General features: G+C 58.1%; 21 protein-coding genes. All 21 read left to right on the forward strand.

Annotated features, from left to right (window positions below):
• The first annotated feature begins 2 nt into the window (after positions 1-2).
• The 21 genes from ABIE60_RS13790 to ABIE60_RS13890 all read left to right on the forward strand — a co-directional run bounded on the left by ABIE60_RS13790 (position 3) and on the right by ABIE60_RS13890 (position 20,981).
• Positions 3-1,835 carry a DUF294 nucleotidyltransferase-like domain-containing protein gene (locus ABIE60_RS13790; protein ID WP_354470101.1) on the forward strand — a complete coding sequence of 611 codons (1,833 nt, stop codon included), beginning with the start codon at positions 3-5 and terminating at the stop codon, positions 1,833-1,835.
• A 5-nt stretch (positions 1,836-1,840) separates the two neighbouring features.
• A complete protein-coding gene (locus tag ABIE60_RS13795) occupies positions 1,841-2,470 on the forward strand; it encodes a 3'-5' exonuclease (RefSeq protein WP_354470102.1) in 630 nt (209 codons plus the stop codon).
• A gap of 196 nt (positions 2,471-2,666) precedes the next feature.
• Positions 2,667-3,032, forward strand: a complete 366-nt coding sequence (gene fliE, locus ABIE60_RS13800; RefSeq protein ID WP_354470103.1) for a flagellar hook-basal body complex protein FliE — start codon at positions 2,667-2,669, stop codon at positions 3,030-3,032.
• Between the two features lie 30 nt (positions 3,033-3,062).
• On the forward strand, positions 3,063-4,742 hold the full coding sequence (fliF, locus tag ABIE60_RS13805) for a flagellar basal-body MS-ring/collar protein FliF (RefSeq protein WP_354470104.1): 1,680 nt from the start codon (positions 3,063-3,065) through the stop codon (positions 4,740-4,742).
• Positions 4,732-5,736, forward strand: coding sequence for a flagellar motor switch protein FliG (gene fliG, locus ABIE60_RS13810; RefSeq protein WP_354470105.1), 1,005 nt, complete (start codon positions 4,732-4,734; stop codon positions 5,734-5,736). The genes fliF and fliG overlap by 11 nt, the downstream gene beginning before the upstream one ends.
• Positions 5,736-6,485: a FliH/SctL family protein gene (locus tag ABIE60_RS13815; protein ID WP_354470106.1), complete on the forward strand. Its 750-nt coding sequence runs from the start codon at positions 5,736-5,738 to the stop codon at positions 6,483-6,485. Before fliG ends, ABIE60_RS13815 begins: the two co-directional genes overlap by 1 nt.
• A 15-nt stretch (positions 6,486-6,500) precedes the next feature.
• The gene (gene fliI / locus ABIE60_RS13820) at positions 6,501-7,880 is read left to right on the forward strand and encodes a flagellar protein export ATPase FliI (RefSeq protein WP_354470107.1); all 1,380 of its coding nucleotides are present in this window, start codon (positions 6,501-6,503) and stop codon (positions 7,878-7,880) included.
• A gap of 13 nt (positions 7,881-7,893) precedes the next feature.
• The gene (fliJ, locus tag ABIE60_RS13825; protein WP_354470108.1) at positions 7,894-8,340 is read left to right on the forward strand and encodes a flagellar export protein FliJ; all 447 of its coding nucleotides are present in this window, start codon (positions 7,894-7,896) and stop codon (positions 8,338-8,340) included.
• Positions 8,341-8,392: 52 nt separating this feature from the next.
• The gene (locus ABIE60_RS13830) at positions 8,393-10,234 is read left to right on the forward strand and encodes a flagellar hook-length control protein FliK (RefSeq protein WP_354470109.1); all 1,842 of its coding nucleotides are present in this window, start codon (positions 8,393-8,395) and stop codon (positions 10,232-10,234) included.
• 75 nt (positions 10,235-10,309) lie between these two features.
• On the forward strand, positions 10,310-10,825 hold the full coding sequence (locus tag ABIE60_RS13835; RefSeq protein ID WP_354470110.1) for a flagellar basal body-associated FliL family protein: 516 nt from the start codon (positions 10,310-10,312) through the stop codon (positions 10,823-10,825).
• An 8-nt stretch (positions 10,826-10,833) separates the two neighbouring features.
• Complete coding sequence (gene fliM, locus ABIE60_RS13840; protein ID WP_354470111.1) at positions 10,834-11,817, forward strand: flagellar motor switch protein FliM; 984 nt, start codon at positions 10,834-10,836, stop codon at positions 11,815-11,817.
• Positions 11,818-11,841: 24 nt separating this feature from the next.
• Entirely contained in the window at positions 11,842-12,291 is a 450-nt protein-coding gene (gene fliN, locus ABIE60_RS13845) for a flagellar motor switch protein FliN (RefSeq protein ID WP_354470112.1), read from the forward strand.
• On the forward strand, positions 12,288-12,713 hold the full coding sequence (fliO, locus tag ABIE60_RS13850; RefSeq protein ID WP_354470113.1) for a flagellar biosynthetic protein FliO: 426 nt from the start codon (positions 12,288-12,290) through the stop codon (positions 12,711-12,713). Before fliN ends, fliO begins: the two co-directional genes overlap by 4 nt.
• 8 nt (positions 12,714-12,721) lie before the next feature.
• Positions 12,722-13,459 (forward strand): flagellar type III secretion system pore protein FliP, encoded by a 738-nt coding sequence (gene fliP, locus ABIE60_RS13855; RefSeq protein WP_354470187.1) that lies wholly within the window; start codon positions 12,722-12,724, stop codon positions 13,457-13,459.
• 9 nt (positions 13,460-13,468) lie between these two features.
• A complete protein-coding gene (gene fliQ / locus ABIE60_RS13860) occupies positions 13,469-13,738 on the forward strand; it encodes a flagellar biosynthesis protein FliQ (protein ID WP_091822419.1) in 270 nt (89 codons plus the stop codon).
• 3 nt (positions 13,739-13,741) lie between these two features.
• A complete protein-coding gene (gene fliR / locus ABIE60_RS13865) occupies positions 13,742-14,521 on the forward strand; it encodes a flagellar biosynthetic protein FliR (RefSeq protein ID WP_354470114.1) in 780 nt (259 codons plus the stop codon).
• A 1-nt stretch (position 14,522) separates the two neighbouring features.
• A complete protein-coding gene (gene flhB / locus ABIE60_RS13870; RefSeq protein ID WP_354470115.1) occupies positions 14,523-15,668 on the forward strand; it encodes a flagellar biosynthesis protein FlhB in 1,146 nt (381 codons plus the stop codon).
• A 175-nt stretch (positions 15,669-15,843) separates the two neighbouring features.
• Entirely contained in the window at positions 15,844-17,922 is a 2,079-nt protein-coding gene (flhA, locus tag ABIE60_RS13875; RefSeq protein ID WP_502914964.1) for a flagellar biosynthesis protein FlhA, read from the forward strand.
• Positions 17,923-17,955: 33 nt separating this feature from the next.
• Entirely contained in the window at positions 17,956-19,422 is a 1,467-nt protein-coding gene (gene flhF, locus ABIE60_RS13880; protein WP_354470117.1) for a flagellar biosynthesis GTPase FlhF, read from the forward strand.
• Positions 19,423-19,433: 11 nt separating this feature from the next.
• Positions 19,434-20,258: a MinD/ParA family protein gene (locus tag ABIE60_RS13885; RefSeq protein WP_354470118.1), complete on the forward strand. Its 825-nt coding sequence runs from the start codon at positions 19,434-19,436 to the stop codon at positions 20,256-20,258.
• A 12-nt stretch (positions 20,259-20,270) separates the two neighbouring features.
• On the forward strand, positions 20,271-20,981 hold the full coding sequence (locus ABIE60_RS13890) for an RNA polymerase sigma factor FliA (protein ID WP_354470119.1): 711 nt from the start codon (positions 20,271-20,273) through the stop codon (positions 20,979-20,981).
• The last annotated feature ends 23 nt before the right edge of the window (positions 20,982-21,004 follow it).

Raw genomic sequence — 21,004 nt, forward strand, 5'->3', positions numbered from 1 at the left:
ACATGCCCAACTCATTCAAGATCGACAACATCCCTTTCAGTTTGCTGAATGAAGAGGAGCAGGCGCTGTTGCGCGCCAATCTGGATATCGGCTATTTCCAGAAAGGCGAAACCGTGATCAAGGCAGGTGAAGTGCCTGACGGTCTGCATGTAGTGCTCAAGGGTCGGGTCAGCGAGAGTGAAGCCGTTGCCGAGAATGGTGAAAAAAGAACTCAGCATGTGTTTGTTCACTACGAGAACGAAGACTACTTCGGCGGCTGGTCGGCTCTGAGAGGCAAGGCGATCCATAATTTTGTGGCGGAAGAGGAAACCATCTGTCATATCCTGCCGACACGAACGCTGCTGGAGTTGATGGCCACCAATGCCCAATTTGCCGACTACTTCCAGCAGAACCTAGCGGTAAAGCGAGAAATTGTTGCTCAGCATGGCAGCAATCAGGACATGGCCGAGTTCATGCTGGCCAAAATCACCGATGCCACCGTTCGCGAGCCGCTGGTAGTTGAGCAGGGTACCAGCATTCATGCCGCAACCGAGTTGATGCGTGCCCATAAGGCCGACTGTGTACTGGCGCGAAAGGGTGGACGCTATGGCATGGTGACCGGAACCGATCTGCTGGATGCAGTGGTGCTGAAGCAGTTGCCGCTGGAAACGGATGTGTCCGAGATCGCCAGTTACCGTCTGATCGCCATCGACCATGAAGATTATCTGTTCAATGCCCTGGTGATGATGACCCAGCAACAGATTGAGCGTGTGGTGGTGATGGACGGTCAGGAGATGGTGGGTATCGTCGAGCTGACCGATGTGCTCAGTTACTTCTCCAGCCACTCTCATGTGATTGGGCTGCGTATTGAACGTGCGGCCAGTATTGATCAGCTGCGTGAAGCTGCGCAGGGCCTGAATGAGTTGATCAAGGCGCTGATCTCTACCGGGGTCAAGATTCGTTTTACCATGGATCTGCTGGCGGCCATGAACGGGCGCATTATTGCCAAGCTGTTTGATTTGATCGTGCCTGTGGACATGCAGCCCCATGTCTGTCTGATTGTGATGGGATCGGAAGGGCGTGCCGAGCAGATCATGAAAACCGATCAGGACAACGCTCTTATTTTTCGTGACAATCTGGCCTGGCCTGAAATGCAGCAATGCATGCAGCAATTCAGCGAAACACTGATTTCATTCGGTTTCCCGCCTTGCCCGGGCAACATCATGGTGTCCAATCCCGAATGGGTCAACTCGGTGGGCGACTGGACCCAGCGGCTCAGTGACTGGGCCGATACCTGTGAAGGCAGCGCGCAGATGAGCCTGGCCATTGCGGTTGATGCCAAACCGGTGGCGGGTAACGAGGCGCTGTTCAAGGTGGCTCGCAACTGGTTCCTGCGCCATCTGCGAAACAATGACGTATTCTTCTCGCATTTTGCCCGTGCTGCGATCGAGTTTGATACACCACTGACCTTCTTTGGCAACCTCAAGGACAAGGGGCAGCTGGATATCAAGAAGGGCGGGATCTTCCCCATTGTGCACGGTATCCGCACCATCGCGTTGGAGCAGCGGATCCTCAAGACCAATACCTTCCAGCGTATTGAGGCGCTGATGGAGAGTGGGCAGATGCAGGAGCAGCATGGCCGTGACCTGTCTGAAGCATTGGCATTGTTTATTCAGCTGCGCCTGCGGCAGCAGATTCATCGTGCTGAAGAAAGCCCGGACGGCACTGACCCAACCCCGAACATGATCGACCTGCAACAGCTGAACAAGCTCGAGCGGGAACTGCTGCGTGACGCATTGCATGTGGTGAAGGGGTTTAAAAAGCACCTGACAATGCGTTACCACCTGGGAGGCTGATATAGATGATCATTCCGCGCTCAATACGGCGTTTGAAAGAGAAGCGTGAGCACCGGGAGGGGCCCTGGGCGCATCTGTTCGAGGCTTGCAAGGGTGATGAGGTTGTGTCACTGGACTGTGAAACCACCAGTCTTGATGTGAAAAAGGCTGAAATACTGTCCATCGGGGCTGTACGCATCAAGGGGCGCAAGGTCATTACCAGTGAGCGGCTCGACCTGAAACTGAAGCCGCCGGCCAGTCTCAGTGGCGATTCAATCAAGATCCACAAGATCAGAGCCAGCGATCTGGCTGATGGCATAGAGCTGGACGAAGCGCTGGAAAAGGTGCTGGAGTTTGTCGGTAACCGCCCCATTCTCGGTTACTACGTCAATTTTGATATTCGCATGCTGGACAAGTTCATTCGCCCCAAGTACGGTTTCGGCCTGCCCAACAAGGCTATCGAACTTTCCCATGTCTATCACGACATCATCAAGTGGAAGCACGTGGGTGGTAATATCGACCTGCGCTTTGACACCATAGCCGGCAAGCTGGATATCCCCATCATTGAGCGGCACACGGCGCTGGGGGACGCCATCACGGTAGCGCTGATGTATGTGCGCCTGCGCTACGGTGAGTCGCCTGACGGCCGATACTAGGCGGTTATACCAGCGTCAATCTTCCTGGCGGGCTATATGGCCCGCTTTTTGCATTATAGCGTTGAGCAGTAACAGCTTGACCCTTGTCAGGCCCAATTGGCGTCAGGATATTGTCAACTCCGACATGATTGCGGCTTGAAGCGGGAGGGTTAGTCTCTATAATGTCAAAATATTGCCGTCCGGGAGGAAGCTCTGCATGATTGAACGTGCTGATATCAACAGCCTTCTGTCACAGATGCGCGCGATCAAGTCAGAGGTACAGCAAGGGCCGCGTCCGGTCGAGATGCAGGACCTCAGAGCCGAAGGTATTGGTGCGCCGGGGATCAGCAAGACCGAAAGCAACAGTTTTGCGACGCTGCTCAAAGGGGCTGTGGATAAGGTCAATGAACACCAGTCGGATGCATCACGACTGCGTGACGCTTATGAACGGGGTGATCCCAGTGTGGATCTGCCGCAGGTCATGATTCAGGCGCAAAAGGCATCGGTTTCGTTTCAGGCCATGACCCAGGTGCGTAACCGTCTGGTAACGGCGTATGAAGATGTCATGAAGATGCCGATTTAATGTTTTCAGGTTTTACACGGTCAGGGCTGAATGGATAACACACCGGCACAATTTAACAGCAAGGGCAGTTTGATGACCGGCTTTAACAGCCTGGGCATCCTGCGTCAGCTGGGCCTGATGGTGGGGCTGGCTGCCAGCATCGCCATTGGCTTTGCCGTTGTGCTCTGGTCACAGAAGCCGGATTATCGTGTGCTGTTTTCCAATCTCAACTTTTCCGATGCCAATGAGGTGATCGAACAACTGCGGCTGTATAACATGCCGTACAAGTTTGATGCCGATGGTCGCGCAATTCTGGTGCCGCAGGAGCATGTGCATCAGGCGAGGCTGAAGCTGGCCGCCGAAGGCTTTACCGCTGACAAGACGGTTGGCTTCGAGCTGCTGGAGCAGGAACAGGGGCTGGGGACCAGTCAGTTCATGGAAAATGCTCGCTTCCGTCGCGGCCTTGAAGGCGAGCTGGCGCGCACCATCAGCAGCCTGCTTGCGGTACGTTCTGCCCGAGTTCACCTTGCTCTGCCGAAAGAATCCGTGTTTGTCCGCGATCAGCGCAAGCCGCGTGCTTCCGTGTTCATTGAAATGTTTTCCGGGCGCACTCTGGAGCGGGATCAGGTGGCGGCCATCGCCAATCTGGTGGCGTCCAGTATTCCTGAGCTGGCGGTGGATGATGTCACAGTCGTAGACCAGAAAGGGCGCCTGCTCAATACCCGCAGTCAGGACAAGGATGTGGTGCTGGCGGCCAAGCAGCTTGAGTATACCCGCAGCATTGAAGAAACCCTGCTCAACCGTGTCAACAGCATCCTGCAGCCGGTGGTTGGGCTGGGCAACTTCCGGGCCGAGGTATCGACCGATATTGACTTTACCGAGGTCGAGCAGGCCGATGAAATGTACAACCCGGATCTGCCGGCGCTGCGCAGTGAGCAGACACTGGAAGAAAACCGCGCAAGCGGTGACCTTGCCCAAGGGGTCCCGGGTGCCTTGTCCAATCAGCCGCCCGGACCCAACTCGGTTCCTGAAGAGATGACAGGTGATGTTGCCGCGCGGGGTGGCGCTGCACGTTCAGGCTCCAGTCGTGAGCAGGCCGTGCGCAACTATGAGCTTGACCGTACCCTGAGCTATACCCGGCATCAGACCGGTGTGGTGAAGCGCCTGAGTGTTGCGGTGGTTGTGGATGATCTTCAGACCATCAACCCTGAATCCGGTGAGGCCGTACGCACGCCCTGGACCGAAAGCGAGCTTGAGCGGCTGCAGGTGCTGGTACGTAACGCTGTGGGCTTCTCGGCCCTGCGCGGCGACAGCGTCACCGTGGTCAACTCACCCTTCGTGCCCCCTGAGCAGTTTGAAGTGGAAGAGTCTTCCTTCTGGCAGGAGGACTGGTTCTGGGATCTGATGAAACAGCTGATGGCGGGGCTGTTTGTACTGTTGCTGATTATGGGTGTATTGCGCCCGATTCTGCGCAGTCTGGCGGATGCCGGTAAGGGGCGTGAGGTGGCAACACTGGGGCCTGCCGGTGAGATATCGGCAGATCTTGAAGGGCTGGACGGCGCCGGGGTGGCGGATGACAAGGTGACACTCGGTGGTTCCGATCGTGGTGTCATGCCGACGCCCAATGAAAGTTTTGACTATCAGCTCAATGCGATCAGAAGCATGGTCGCCGAGGATCCGGAAAAAGTGGCGCAGGCAGTTCGGCAGTGGGTGATCGATCATGAGCGATGACAGTGATCTCACGGATATTCAGAAGGCGGCGATTCTACTGATCAGCCTGGGCGAGTCCGATGCTGCCGAGATTCTGAAGCACCTTGGCCCCAAGGAGGTGCAGCGTATCGGCGAGGCGATGACGCAGCTGGATAATGTGCCGCAGTCGCGCGTCGAGTCGGTCGTCGCCGATTTCATGCACGTTGTCAGTGACCAGACCGGCATCGGCATCAATAACGACCGCTATATCCGTGCCATGCTGAATCAGGCCCTGGGCGAAGAGAAAGCCAAGACACTGATCGACCGTATCCTGTTCAGTACCAATACCTCGGGACTCGATACCCTGCGCTGGATGGATCCGCGTCAGGTTGCTGAAGTGCTGCGCTATGAGCACCCCCAGATTCAGGCGGTTGTGATCGCCTACCTTGATCCGGATCAGGCGGCGGTTGTGCTGACCTACTTCGATGAAAAGGTACGGCTGGATATTCTCATGCGCATTGCAGCGCTGGACCGCATTCAGCCTCAGGCACTGCAGGAACTGAATGATATGTTCGAAACTCAGTTCGCCGGCAGCAAGGCCAGCCAGTCGCGCACACTGGGCGGTGTGCGTTCGGCCGCCAACATCATGAACTACATTGAAACCAGCCTTGAAGCCGAGCTAATGGAAGGGATCAAGGAAAATGATGAGGGGCTGGCGAGCGAGATTTCGGATCTCATGTTCGTGTTCGAGAATCTGATCGATGTCGACGATCGAGGCATTCAGGTGATACTGCGCGAAATTTCCACCGACAGTCTGGTATTGGCGCTCAAGGGCGCCGATACTGCCCTGCAGGAAAAGATATTCAAGAACATGTCCAAGCGCGCCTCTGAGCTGTTGCGTGACGACCTTGAGGCCAAGGGTCCGGTGCGTGTATCCGAAGTTGAGGACGCTCAGAAAGAGATCCTCAATGTGGCCCGTCGCCTGGCCGATGAGGGTGAAATCATGCTGGGTGGCTCCGGCGAAGAGATGATCTGATGAAACAGGATGCTCCTGTCCGTATTCGTGCCGCTGATGTGGCCAGCGCCGAGCGCTGGCTGCCGCCCGATGTGGGTGTTGAAGCGCCGGTGGTGCAGGCGCTGGCACGCAAGCCGAAAACCCCGCTCGAAGAGGTCGATGTCTCCGTGGTTGAAGAGGAGATATTTGCCGAAAAATTGACGCTGTCACAGTGGGAAGAGATCTGTGAGGAAGCGCGCCGTGAAGGTCATGCCGAGGGGCTGAACGAGGGGCGTGAGCAGGGCCGCAAGGAAGGTTACGAACAGGGATTGGCTCAGGGGCTGGAAGCGGGGCAGGCCGAGATTAAGGCTCGACTGGAACGGCTCGATGCTCTGCTTGAGCAGCTGCAGCAGCCGATCGAACAACAGCGTGAAGAGCTTGAGTCCACCCTGATCAAGCTGGTGGTGTCCCTGTCCGAAGCGGCCGTCAAGGCCGAGCTGAGTCAGCGTGTGGAGCTGCTTGCGCGCAGTGTCCATGAAGCACTGGATCAACTGCCCAAGGCCAGTGGTGAGGTTCTGCTGCGGGTTCATCCTGATCAGCAGGCTGCGCTTGAGCCGCTGCTGGATGACAGTCGGCTTCAACTCAAGCCGGACGAGAGTCTTGCAGCGGGCAGCTGTATCGTCGAAAGTGGCAGCTGTCGCGTTGATTATCATACTGAAGAACGTTTTGCCCAGGTGGCGGAGCAACTGCTGGCCCGCCTTATCAGTACATCTGAAGCCAATTCCAACTGATCATCGGAGCCCGCCTTGCCGGATCTGAATCACCGTCTTGAACGCTATCTGCAGGTTGACTATGAACCGCCCCGTCCCGGAGTGGAGGGGCAGGTTACGCGGTTGATCGGCCTTACGCTGGAAGCCGTAGGGCTGAAAGTGGCGCTGGGCGACTACTGCATGGTGGATCTGCAGGGAGATGGCAGTGTCGAGGCTGAGGTGGTTGGCTTTGCCGGTGACCGCATCTATCTGATGCCGCTGGACAGCGTGGACGGGCTGGCGCCCGGCGCTGCGGTGCGTCCGCGCGTGGGTGCCAGCCTGGTGCCGGTGGGGTTTGGCCTGCTCGGGCGCGTGATTGACGGTATTGGCCGCCCGCTGGACGGAAAAGGGCCGCTCAAGCCCGATGACATGGTGACGCTGGCCGGCGAAAGCATCAATCCGTTGCATCGACACCCGATTGAGCAAACTCTTGATGTCGGCATACGGGCCATCAATGGCCTGCTGACGGTGGGCCGAGGTCAGCGCCTGGGGCTGTTTGCCGGCAGCGGGGTAGGCAAGTCGGTGCTGCTCGGCATGATGACCCGGTTCACCGAGGCGGAAATTACCGTGGTGGGCCTGATCGGCGAACGTGGCCGTGAGGTGCGTGAATTCATTGATCACAGTCTGGGTGCCGAAGGCATGGCGCGTTCGGTGGTGGTCGCCTCGCCGGCGGATGACTCGCCACTGATGCGCCTGCGTGCGGCCCAGCTGACCACCCGGATTGCCGAGTATTTCCGTGCACAAGGGTGCAACGTATTGCTGCTGATGGACTCGTTGACCCGCTATGCTCAGGCGCAGCGAGAGATCGCGCTGGCCGTGGGTGAGCCTCCCGCCACCAAGGGGTATCCACCATCCGTATTTGCCAAGCTGCCCAAGCTGGTGGAGCGTGCGGGCAACGGTGAAACCGGAGGGGGCTCCATCACCGCCTTCTATACCGTACTGACGGAGGGCGATGATCAGCAGGACCCGGTGGCTGACTCGGCACGCGCCATACTGGACGGGCACTTTGTGCTGTCTCGTACGCTGGCAGAGCAGGGGCATTATCCCGCGCTGGATATTGAGGCCTCGATCAGCCGTGCCATGCCACAGATCGTGGACAGCAGTCAGTTGAATCTGGCGTTGCAGTTCAAGCGGCTGTACTCGCGCTATCAGCAGAACGCGGACCTGATCTCGGTCGGGGCCTATGCGCGCGGCAGTGATCCTGAAACCGACCGTGCGGTTGATATGCTGCCTGCCATTCGTGCCTACCTGCAGCAGGGGATGGATGAGCCGATGCCGATGCAGCGCAGCGTACAGGAACTGGCGATGGTCATGTCCCCTCCGCCGCAGCCCAAGAATCAGCCTGGCCAGCCGCAAACGCTGCGGCGTACCCCATAGGAGGCAGTGACACATGGCGGCCAAACGGTCTGATCGGTTACAGGTGGTACTTTCGGTTGCCGAACGCAAGCGCAAGGAGGCCGACCGCTTTCTGGCAGATGCACAGAAACGGGTGAGTCAGGGGGAAGCCGGTATTGCGCAGCTGCAAACCTATCTACGTGAATATCAGCAGCAGTTTACGACCAGTGGCCAGCAGGGCCTGAGTATCGGTGCATTGCATACTCAGCAGGCGTTCATGCACAAGATCAACACCACCATCTTCGAGCAGGAGTATGCGCTGAAACAGGCGCGAGAACAGCTGCAGCAGGTGCGTGCCTACTGGCAGCAGATCTATGCTCGCCAGAAAGGGATCGAGCGTCTGATTCGCAAGGCCCGGGACGAGGAGCAGCAGGAGCAGGAGCGCAAACTGCAGCAGGATATTGATGAGCGCTCACAGCACATCCGTCCTCGCTTTATCTGAATCTGGCATCCAAATTGCTTACTACCTGTAACCTTGTTTGCAGGAACCTGTCATGGCAATCACACAACCATCACCTTCATCTCCTCTGTTGCTGGGTCTGGGCGGAGGCGGACAATCGCTGAACCCGACAGCCAGTGCGGCGGCGGCCCCGGTCGCTCCGATGCAGGGGGGCGGTTTCCATTTCCATTTCAACGGTTCGTTGCAGGCCTATCAAGAGGCAAGAGCTGGAGCCGGTGCGGGCACGGTTTTGCCACCCACAGGCGAGAGCTTGCCGGATGCGCCGGACATCGAGTCAGAGCAGCCGGATGGCACTGTTGACCCGGAGCTGGGACAGCAGGGCTTGTTGCTTGAAACGGCTTCTGAAGCCGCTGAGCAGTTGCCAACGGAAAAACTGCAGGCACAGGCAGCGCAGACTCAGGCAGAAGCAGCTGATAAATCGGCACAAACCATGGCAAACGGCGAGGCGTTGGCTGCACGGCAACAGACTGGCGCGGCTCGGCAGGTTGAGGCTGAGCGGCAGGGCGATCAGCGGCGCCAGGCTGAAGCGGTTCACGTTGAACGTAATGTCGAGCAACTGACACGAGAGCAGAAAACAGCCGAGCAATCGGCGCAGATGCAACTCAGGGATCAGCAGGTTGCCGCCGAAGCCGCTCGCCAGCAGCAAGCCGGCCAGCAGAACCGTGAGCAACAGATACAGCAACAGGCTGCACAAACACAGCAGCAAACAGCACAGTCACAGCAGGCAGCCAGTGCCGATCAGCAGCGCGCCGCCATGCGGTCAGAGGGACAGCCAGCCAGCAGGGCTGAAACGGTGCGACAAAGTGAATCCGTTCGCCAGAATGAAGCGGCAGGTACTGTGCGTGCCACACCGGCACAACCGTTCCCGGGGGAGGGTAAGCCGGCACAGCCCGCCATACCCGCATCGGTAACGCGTGAGCAAGCCCAGGCAACGGGTGCCATGGTGGGAGTAGAAGGGGGCGTTGAGGCGGCCCCGGGTGTTAATACGGACACAGATTCGTTGCGCTTGACCGAAGCCGGACAGCCTGCAGCCGGTGTGCAACCCGATGGCGACCCATCGGTACAGGGGCAGCCGCTTGTGAGCAGTGAGTCGACCGCTGATGAAACGCGTCAGCCAATCAATCTGCAGCCGCAGAACGGTCCTGCTCAGTCAGCAATCAGTGCCACTGCATCAACACAGTCCGATGGTGCACTGGAAGCGGCTGTAACGGCCAACAACGCGCCGCGTACAGGTCCTGATACGGCTGGCGGTCGTGTTCAAGTCGAAGCGATGGCCAGCCGTGCAGATCAGGTGGTACAGGGCGGCAGCGGCAGTAACATGAGTGACGAAGGGGGGGGAGAGCAGCCGTCTCAGCGGCAGGATTCTCAGCAGGCCCAGGCTCAGGCTGCCGCCGGGAACCGTAGCCAGAGCGCCGCGCCAGGGGTAGCCCTGCCACAACAACCTTTCTCACTGGCCCAGCAGCAGTTGCTCTCGCCCAATTGGGGGCAGGCGATGGGTGAGCGCGCGATCATGATGGCGCAGCACGGTCCGCGTACCGCCCAAATTCAGCTTGATCCGCCGGAGTTGGGCGCCATGCAGATCCGTATCCACATGCAGGGTGGCGATCAGGTCAGTGTCAGCTTCACCAGTCCCAATCCCATGGTACGTGAGGCGCTGGAACAGCAGATGCCGCGGCTGCGCGAAATGTTTGCCGAACAGGGACTCAATCTGCAGGATTCTTCAGTGGCGGACCAGTCCTCCCAGCAGCAATCCGGGCAGCACGAACAGGCGCGACAGGGCCAGCCCGGTGGCAGTTATGGGCAGGGTGACGCGGTTCCGAACGAGGGGCTGGCACTGCATTCGGTCAAGGTCGGTCTGGTGGACTATTACGCCTGAGGCTTCAGCCCCAAAAACAGTGTGTTATATTAGTCTCCACCCAAGCGCATTAACGCTCGACCAGCGGAGGCACTGATGGCAGATAAAGAAGCAGCAGATGGCGAACAGGGAGCCAAAGGTTCCAAAAAGAAGCTAATCATCATACTCGTGGCCGTAATAGTCCTGCTGTTGGGCGGCGGCGGGGCTGCTGCGTTTTTCCTTCTGTCGGGTGGCGGTTCCGGTGGCGAGGATCAGCAGGTTGAGGCGGTCAAGCGAGAGGCGATCTACACCAAAATCCGCACGCTGGAAGGCAAGCCATCCTTTGTGGTTACGCTGCAGTCATCTGATGGCAAGCGGCATTACATGCAGGCCTTTATTGAGGCGAAAAGCCGGGACTCGGCTGTGGATGATGCATTGAAACTGCACATGCCACTGATCGTGGCGCGGCTCAACGCCCTGTTCGCCACCCAGGCGTTCGAGGAGTTGCAAACGCTGGAAGGCAAACAGGCACTGCGAACAGAAGCCACGGCGCTGGTACAGTCGATCATGCAGGAAAAAATCGGCCAGCCCGGGGTTGAAACCATCCTCTTTACCAACTTTGTGATGCAGTAGGGTTATCCATGTCGGTCAAGGACCTGCTTTCACAGGATGAAATAGATGCGTTGCTGCACGGCGTCGATGACGGAGATGTCGAGACCGAAGACGATGCCGGCGAGGATGCTGATGGCATAAGGCCTTACGATCTGGCCAGCCACGAGCGTATCGTGCGTGGCCGGATGCCAACGCTCGAAATGATCAACGAGCGTTTTGCCCGTCATACCCGTATCAGCCTGTTCAACCTGTTGCGCCGTACCGCCGATGTGACGGTCGGCGGCATTCAGGTAATGAAGTACGGCGACTATATTCATACCCTCTATGTTCCTACCAGCATGAGTCTGGTCAAGGTGCATCCGTTGCGGGGTACGGCCCTGTTCATCATGGATGCGCGGCTGGTATTCAAGCTGGTAGACCAGTTCTTCGGTGGTGACGGTCGGCATGCGAAGATCGAGGGACGAGAGTTCACCCCCACCGAAACGCGCATTGTGCACAAAACACTGCAGCAGCTGTTTCAGGATTTGAAAGATGCCTGGCGCTCAGTGGCCGAGCTGGAGTTTGAGCATATAGGCCATGAAGTGAACCCGGCCATGGCGAACGCAATCAACCCGACCGAGGTTGTGGTGGTCAGCTCGTTTCAGATCGACCTTGAGGGCGGCACCGGCGAGCTGCATATTACCATGCCCTATTCGATGCTGGAGCCGATCCGTGAGCAGCTGGTGTCCGGTGTACAGGCCAATGAAGAGAAGGGCGACGAGCGCTGGCTGACGGCATTGCGGCGTGACATTATGATGGCCACGCTGGAGCTTGATCTGACGGTCGCCGAGCGGGAGCTGACGTTGCGTGATGTGATGCAGCTGGAAGCGGGCGATGTTATCCCGGTGGAAATGCCGGAAAATCTTGAACTGAGAGCCAACGGCATTCCCATGTTTGAGTGCCAGCTGGGGACCTCGCGTGGTAATCTGGCGGTTAAAATCAAGGATCCCATCAAGCGGCCGGGTAGTGAGTAAACCGGCCGGCGGAGAGTGACCAAGGTGAGTGACGAGAACAACGATCAGGATCAACAGGCACTGGCGGACGAATGGGCCGCAGCGCTGGAGCAACAGACCGGTGATGCCGGTGTGGATACGGATGCGCTGCTGGATGACGTTCAGGCACAGTCCGGGGGTGGTGCTCAGGGCGTCGAACTCGACGAACTGAGGGATGAATCTACGCCGATTGCGGATCCCAAGCTGGATGTGATCCTGGACATTCCGGTACACCTGACCATGGAGGTGGGTGGCACGGAGATCGCCATTCGCAACCTGCTGCAGTTGAGTCAGGGATCGGTCATTGAACTCGACCGTGTGGCGGGTGAACCGCTGGACGTGAAGATAAATGGTACCCTGATCGCGCACGGTGAAGTGGTCGTGGTTAACGACCGTTACGGTATTCGCCTGACCGACGTGATCAGTCCGCAGGAACGCATCCGGCGGCTCAAATGAGGGCGCTGCTCGCTCTGGTGCTGCTGCCGACACTGGCATCGGCTGCTGAAGAGAGCGGCAAGGCCGGTGCACGTGTCGATCTGCCTGATCCGCTGTCGTTGGGGGCTATTGGTCAGCTGCTGCTCGGGCTGGCGCTGGTGGTGGGTCTCATTCTGGTGCTGGCCTGGCTCATGCGCCGAGTGAATGGTGCGCCGGCTCAAGGCCGAGGCATGAAAGTGCTGGCTGCGCTGCCATTGGGTCAGCGTGAACGTGCCGTGCTGGTTCAGATCGGACAGGAGCAGATGCTCCTCGGTGTGGCGCCTGGTCGGGTCAGCCTGCTGGCACGTTTTGATGAGCCGGTGCTGGATTCGGCAGAGCTGCGTGGTGCCGCATTTGCCGATCGTTTGCAGCAGGTGCTGGGGCGGGGGCAAGGCGAGCCATGAAGCGCAGGATGCTGCCCTTGTTGCTGTTGCCCCTGCTGATGCTGCCCTCCATGGCCGCACTGGCGGAAACCGGCATTCCGGCGGTAACGCTGGTCACCGGCGAGGACGGTACCAGCAACTACAGCGTCACCATCCAGATCCTGGCATTGATGACGCTGCTGACGTTCCTGCCGGCCATGCTGATGATGATGACCTCGTTTGCGCGCATCATCATCGTATTTGCCATTCTGCGACAGGCGCTGGGCTTGCAGCAGACGCCTTCCAACCAGATCATCATCGGCCTATCGCTGTTTCTGACGCTGTTTATCATGTCACCGGTGCTGGAGGAAGTGAATGTCCGCGCCGTGCAGCCGTATATGGCGGAAGAGCTGGGGCCGATGGAGGCCTTCGAGGCGGCCGGCGTCCCCTTTCATGAGTTCATGCTGAACCAGACGCGCGAGAGCGATCTGCAGCTGTTCATGCGGATCTCGGAAACGCCGGCGGTGGAAACGGCAGAAGAGATTCCCTTTACTATACTGATACCTGCGTTTGTCACCAGTGAGCTGAAAACCGCTTTTCAGATCGGCTTCATGCTGTTTATCCCCTTTCTTGTGATCGATCTGGTGGTTGCCAGTGTGTTGATGGCCATGGGTATGATGATGCTGTCTCCGGTCATCATCTCGCTGCCGTTCAAGATCATGCTGTTTGTGCTGGTGGATGGCTGGGCCATGGTGATCGGTACACTGGCGGCAAGCTTTGGTGTTTAGGGAGGTGTTATGGATCCGGGCATGACGCTTGACCTCTTTGGTCGGGCCCTTTGGCTGGTGGTGATCATCGTCGCCGTGATCGTTGGCCCGGCACTGGCTGTTGGTTTGATCATATCGGTGTTTCAGGCCGCAACCCAGATCAACGAGCAGACCCTCAGCTTTTTGCCCCGCCTGATCGTGACGTTGCTGGCGGTCATGTGGGCAGGTCCATGGATTGTCACCAACATATCGGACCTGTTCAATTACCTGTTCATGAACATTCCCAGACTGATCTCCTAGGCCATGGAAATTACCCTGCTGCAGGTCGAACAAATGGTCAGCAGTTTTCTCTGGCCGCTGTTTCGGGTTTCTTCCTTCTTCATGGCGATGCCGATCATCGGTACCCAGATGCTGCCGATGCGGTTGCGCCTTGGGCTGGCACTGGCCGTGACGGTCCTGATCGTGCCGGTGCTGCCTCCCATGCCTGAGTTCGATGGACTGTCGCTGCAGAACTGGATAGTGGTGGCACAGCAGGTGCTGATCGGCTCACTGCTTGGGTTCTCCGCCAATATTCTGCTGCAGAGTTTTGTCGCCGGTGGCCAGATGATGGCGATGCAGATGGGGCTTGGCTTTGCCTCCATGACCGATCCTGCCAATGGTGTCAGTACGGTGATCCTGTCTCAAATTTACCTGATGCTGGTGATGATGCTGTTTCTGGGTATGAACGGGCACCTGGTGCTGATCGAAATCATGGTGGACAGTTTTGATGTCATTCCGGTGGGGCTGGAAGGTGTCAGTAAAATGACGCTGTGGGAGATCGCCCATTGGGGAGGTTGGTTGTTCATGGCCGCTCTGATGATGGCGCTGCCAGCCGTGACCGCGCTTCTGGTGATCAACTTTGCGTTCGGCATCATGACCAAAGCGGCGCCCCAGCTGAACATCTTCGCGATTGGCTTCCCCTTCACCATGCTGATGGGGGTTTTCATTGTCTGGGTCAGCCTGTCGGGCTTCTTCAGTCACTATCAGACATTCTCGGCTGAGGCGCTGGAAAATGTCAGCCAGCTGCTGAAGGCAGGGCGCTGAAATGGCTGAAGAGACAGGTCAGGAAAAGTCAGAACAACCCACGGAGAAGCGCATCAAGGATGCGCGTCAAAAAGGCGATATTCCCCGCTCACGCGAGCTTGCTTCCACGGCGTTACTGCTGGCCGCTGCCGCGTCAGCCATTCTGTTTGGCGGTAATGTGGCCGCCACCATGATAGGCATCATGCAGGAAAGTTTTACCCTTGATCGGCGGGACGCTTTCGATACGGCGCTCATGTTCACGCATCTGGGTGAGGCGCTGTATGAGGGCTTTTTGAGCCTGTGGGGTTTTTATCTGCTGACGTTGCTGGCGGCGCTGCTGAGCCCCATCGCCCTGGGGGGCTGGAACTTCAGCGGCCAGGCCATTCAGCCCAAGGGCAGTCGTATTAACCCGCTCAGTGGGCTCAAGCGAATGTTTTCGCTCAAGGCGCTGATTGAACTGTTCAAGGCGCTGGCCAAGTTTTTGCTGGTGGGGGCCTTTGCAATCATGGTGCTGTGGCTGGATCGGCCTGACCTGTTTGCGTTGGCGAGAGAGGCCGTGGAGCCGGCCATCGCCCATTCGTTGCAGATCCTCGGCTGGTCCTTTCTGGTAATGAGCCTGTCGCTGATCATCATCTCGTTGATTGACGTGCCGTTTCAGCTCTACGACTACAACAAGAAGCTGAAAATGACGCTGCAGGAAGTCAAGGATGAGATGAAGAACACCGAGGGCAAGCCCGAGGTCAAGGGGCGTATCCGCCAGCTGCAGCGTGAAATTTCACAACGCAAAATGATGTCTGAAGTGCCTGAGGCCGATGTGGTGATCACAAACCCGACCCACTATGCGGTCGCGCTGAAGTATGATCAGGGTGGCAGTGGTGCTCCGCGTGTTGTTGCCAAGGGGGGGGACTTTGTTGCCCTCAAGATCCGCGAGATCGCACAGGAGCATGATGTGCCGCTGTTGTCGGCTCCGCCACTGGCGCGTGCGCTATATCACGCCACCGAGATCGGTGACGAGATTCCTGCGGGGCTCTACCAGTCGGTTGCCCAGGTGCTGGCCTATGTGTTTCAGCTCAAGCGCTATCGCAAGCGGTTGGAGGAAGCGCCGGAGCCGTTGCGGGATGAGGATATTGATATCCCTGAAGAGTATCGCAAGGATCCGGACGAGTAAGGATTTGGCCAGATTCTTGCATATATCCCCTCTTGAAGTACGTTAAGCGTCAGAAAAGCAGCGTTTTTTCTCTGTCTGCAGTCGGATTGATCCGGGTTGCGGCGTTAATGTTGTGGATTGACGTTTTTTTGACGAATCCGGAGGAAGAGTGGAACGCCAAGCCGTCCTGAGCAACATGCGCAGCCTGTCACAGGGGAATCTGGGGATTCCGCTGCTGTTGCTTGTCGTGCTGGGCATGGTGGCGTTGCCTGTTCCTCCGTTCATGCTCGACGTGTTCTTTACCTTCAATATTGCCCTTTCGATAGTGGTGCTGCTGGTGGCGATCTACGCCCTGCGGCCGCTTGATTTCGGTGTGTTTCCGACCATTCTGCTGGCCGCCACCCTGTTGCGACTGGCACTCAATGTGGCGTCAACCCGAGTGGTGCTGCTGTACGGCCATGAGGGGGGAGATGCCGCCGGTAAGGTGATCGAAGCCTTCGGCGACGTGATGGTCGGGGGTAACTATGTCGTCGGTATCATCGTGTTCCTGATTCTTGTGATCATCAACTTTGTGGTGGTCACCAAGGGTGCCGGCCGTATCTCCGAAGTGAGTGCCCGCTTTACCCTGGACGCGATGCCGGGCAAGCAGATGGCCATCGATGCTGACTTGAACGCGGGTCTGATCGGTCAGGATGAAGCGCGTGACCGGCGCCGAGAAGTGACGCAGGAAGCCGATTTCTACGGTGCAATGGACGGTGCCTCGAAGTTTGTGCGCGGGGATGCGGTCGCCGGCATCATGATTCTGGTGATCAACCTGTTGGGTGGTCTGGGGATCGGTATGGTGCAGCACGGTCTGGATTTCAGCCTGGCCCTGCAATACTACTCACTGCTGACCATTGGTGATGGGCTGGTGGCTCAGATCCCGTCGCTGCTGCTGTCTACGGCGGCTGCGGTGATGGTGACCCGTGCCAACTCCTCGGAGGCGATGGGGTCGCAGGTGTTCCGTCAGATGTTCGCCTCACCGCGTGCGTTGACTGTGGCAGCTGCCATACTCTTTATCATGGGTATAGTGCCTGGCATGCCGCACTTTGCTTTCCTGATGTTGGCGATGGCAGCAGCCGGTATTGCCTGGTGGATTCGGCGTCAGGAGCTGCAGAAGCTTGAGCAGGCCAAGGCGGAAGAAGCCGAGACGCCAGTGGACAGCAAGCCGGCCACGGAGGAGCAGAAGGAGCTGGGCTGGGATGATGTGATGCCGGTGGACATGATAGGACTGGAAGTTGGCTACCGGTTGATTCCGATGGTGGACAAAATGCAGGGTGGGCAGTTGCTGGGACGGATCAAGGGGGTGCGCAAGAAGCTGTCTCAGGATCTGGGCTTTCTGGTGCCGTCTGTGCATATCCGGGATAACCTGGACCTGTTGCCCGGCGCCTACCGCATTACATTGATGGGGGTTATCGCCGGTGAGGCTGAAATCTACCCCGACCGCGAGCTGGCGATCAACCCTGGCCAGGTGTTCGGTGAACTGAAAGGGGTCAGTGTGCGTGACCCGGCGTTTGGTCTGGAGGCGGTCTGGATCGAAAAAAGCCACAAGGAGCATGCGCAGACTTTGGGCTATACCGTGGTAGACGCCAGTACGGTGGTGGCAACCCACATCAACCAGGTACTGCAGACTCACGCCCATGAGCTGCTGGGGCATGAAGAGGTGCAGCAGCTGCTGGATCTGCTGGGCAAGTCATCGCCCAAACTGGTAGAGGAGCTGGTACCGAAGAAGCTGTCGATCAGTGCATTGCTGAAGGTGTTGCAGAATCTGTTGATGGAACAGGTGCCGTTGAAGGACTTTCGCTCCATTGCCGAGGCGCTGGCTGAAGCGGTCAACCGGACGCAGGACCCTCTGGCACTGACCGCAGCCGTAAGGGTAGCGCTGTCGCGCCTGATTGTGCAGACGGTCAACGGCTCGGAACCGGAGCTTGCCGTCATTACACTGGACCCGTCACTGGAGCAGATGTTGCTGGGGTCCATGCAGCAGGGGCAGGAAGAGGGGATGGTACTGGAGCCGGGAATGGCTGAGCGGCTACAACGTTCGCTGGGCGAGACCGCACAGAAGCAGGAGATGTCCGGCAAGCCATCCATTCTGCTGGTAGCGGCCCCTGTTCGGCCTCTGATGGCCAAATTTGTACGTTATGGAGAACACCAGATTCATGTACTCTCCTATCAGGAGATCCCGGAGAACAAGAAAGTCACGATTGTGGCCACTGTAGGTGGACAAAATGGCTAGGGTTTGGCGGCTGGCGGCCGATAAGGGACGGGTATGAAGGTAAAACGCATATTTGCACCGGATATGCGCCAGGCAATGCGCCGGGTGCGTGACGAAATCGGCCCTGATGCCGTGATCATCTCCAACCACCGCGTGGCGGGTGGGGTTGAGGTTGTGGCCGCTCGTGAAGATGAGTACGAGGCCGCTCAGGCTGAACTCAAGCGCAGTCGCAGCCGCAGTCGTCAGCCACAGAACCGGGATGAGCAAATACGGATTCTGACGGGCGGGCATTCGCACCAGTCGGAACAGGCCAGTCGCAATGCCGTGCTTGAAGAGGAGTTGAACCGTACCCGTGCCCGTATTGCTGAAGCCAGTCGGCGCATCACGGAGCCGACGCCGGTGGCAGATCGCAGCGCCAATCGTCAAATTGATGACGAAGATGACGAGGATCTGCGTTCCATTCTTGAATCGCTTCGTGCCCGCAACCGCCAGCGTGAGGTCTCCTCTCCGTCTTCCCGTCAGGTCGAGGCAGCCCGGCCTAAAGTCCGCCCTGTTGATAACGATGCCCTGCCTGCAGATGACGACGCGCTGCTGAGCATGCAGCAGGAGATCCAGGAGCTGCGCAACATGCTGCAGCAGCAGGTGGCACGTCCCGAACCTGCTGCGCCCGTGTTTACTGCTCCCGCCACTTCTCCGGTGCAGGAAAGATCAGCTGTACACGCCCGCCTGGAGCAGCTGGGCCTCGGTTCGCAGTTGGTGCAGCAGCTGATGAGTGGCGTTGAGCCTGAGCTTGCCGCTGACAAGGCCTGGCGCAATGCACTGGCCCGCCTCTCCGATGCTCTGCCGGTGCTGGGGGAAGAGCTGGTGGAGCGAGGCGGCATGATCGCATTTGTCGGCCCGACAGGTGTCGGCAAAACCACTACCATCGGCAAGCTGGCTGCTCGTCATGTGCTGCAGCACGGCAGTTCCAGTGTGGCATTGGTCACGACGGACTGTTTCCGCATCGCGGCCCATGAGCAGCTGAAAACCTTTGGCCGTATTCTGGATGTGCCTGTTCGGGTGGTGGATGAAAACCACAGCCTGGAGGAGGTGTTGCAGAGTCTGCGCAACAAGCGTCTGGTGCTGATCGATACCGCAGGCATGAGTGCATCCGATCCGCAGGGTCTGGTGCAGATGCAGATGCTTTCCAGTGTCACTGTACGCCTGAAAAAGTTGCTGGTGCTGTCCTGCTCCAGTCAGCGTCAGTTGATGCGCAGTGCGTTTGACAACTATCGAGAGCTGGGCTTGAACGGTTGTGTACTCAGCAAAACAGATGAGTCGGGAAGTCTGGGCGAAGCGCTTACGCTGGCGATTGAAAAGCAGCTGCCGATCGCCTATGTGACAGACGGACAGAAAATTCCGGATGATATCGGTATCGCCAAACGGCATGATCTGGTCAGTCGTGCGGTGGTGATTGCACAAAAGTCGGGGGAGCATGATACAGATCAAGCTGCCGACGGTTCATTATTCAGGGCGGGTTGAGGAGTCATTTGATGAAGCAGACCCACCCGGTCAAGGTGATTGCAGTAACAGGCGGCAAGGGCGGTGTTGGCAAGACCAACGTGTCCGTCAATCTGGCCACGGCTCTCAGTGAGATGGGGCAGCGAGTGGTACTGATGGACGCCGACCTGGGCCTTGCCAATGTCGACGTGATGCTCGGTCTCAGGGCGCAGCGCAATATATCGGATGTGCTTGCCGGCAGCTGCAGTCTCAAGGAGGTCATGGTGCCGGCCGGGGACAACTTCTGGATAGTGCCCGCGGCCTCGGGTACTCAGGAAATGACTGCGCTCAGTGCCCATGAACATGCCGAATTGATCCACGCTTTCAACGATATTGCGGACGAGCTGGATGTGCTGGTAATTGACACCGCAGCGGGTATCTCCGACTCGGTGGTCAGTTTTGTACGCGCCGCTCAGGAAGTGCTGGTGGTGGTCTGTGATGAGCCGACCTCAATTACCGATGCCTATGCGCTGATCAAGCTTTTGAATCGTGACTACCAGATGACGCGCTTTCGAGTGCTGGCCAATATGGTCAGAACCGAATCCGAAGGGCGTAACATGTTTAATAAACTGTTGACGGTGACCGACAGATTCCTGGATGTTACGCTTCAATACGTTGGCTCAATCCCTTATGATGAAACGGTGCGCAAAGCGGTGCAGAGGCAAAAGGCTGTTTTGAAAGCCTTTCCCAAGGACAAGGCCGCGTTGGCCTATCGCCAGTTGGCGAACAAGGTGGACAGCTGGCCTGTGAGTTCCAGCCCGCGTGGGCACCTTGAATTCTTTGTCGAGCGGCTCGTGCAGGGAGCGCGGGCACACTGAAAAGAAGCGTATATGTACAACGAGCTGGAGTTTAAGTCAGGGCAGGAGCTGATTGAGGAATACACCCCTCTGGTGCGCCGTATTGCGCATCATCTGATGGCACGCCTGCCGTCTCATGTCGTGCTGGATGACCTGCTTCAGGCCGGCATGATGGGGCTGCTCGAAGCCGCCAAACGATATGACTCCAGCAAGGGCGCCAGTTTTGAGACCTACGCCGGCATTCGTATTCGCGGTGCCATTATCGATGAAGTGCGGCGGGGTGACTGGACGCCAAGATCAGTGCACCGTAATGGGCGCCGGGTCAGCGAAGCGATTGCCCAGGTTGAAAACCGGACCGGGCGTGATGCGACAGACGTAGAAGTCGCGACCGAATTGGGAATAGGGGTTGCCGAGTACCATGCCCTGCTGCAGGATTCACTCGACAGCCGTCTGTTCAGTTATGATCAGTTGACTGACAGCTCCGAAGAAACACCCTCGGAGCAGTTTGTCGCCTCTGACCCTGACCCCGGGCATGCGCATGAGGGGGAAGGGTTCAGGCATGCACTGGCACAGGCGATAGGTGCCTTGCCGGAGCGCGAGCGGCTGGTGCTGGCGCTGTATTATGATGAAGAGCTGAACCTTAAAGAGATAGGACAGATTCTTGGGGTGAGTGAGTCGCGCGTGAGCCAGATCCATAGCCAGGCTGCGCTGAGGCTCAAGGGCCGGCTAAGGGATTGGCGCTGACCGGTTACGGTCTGGAAAAGGAC

The sequence above is a fragment of the Marinobacterium sp. MBR-109 genome, from assembly GCF_040547565.1.
Taxonomy (GTDB): Bacteria; Pseudomonadota; Gammaproteobacteria; order Pseudomonadales; family Balneatricaceae; genus Marinobacterium.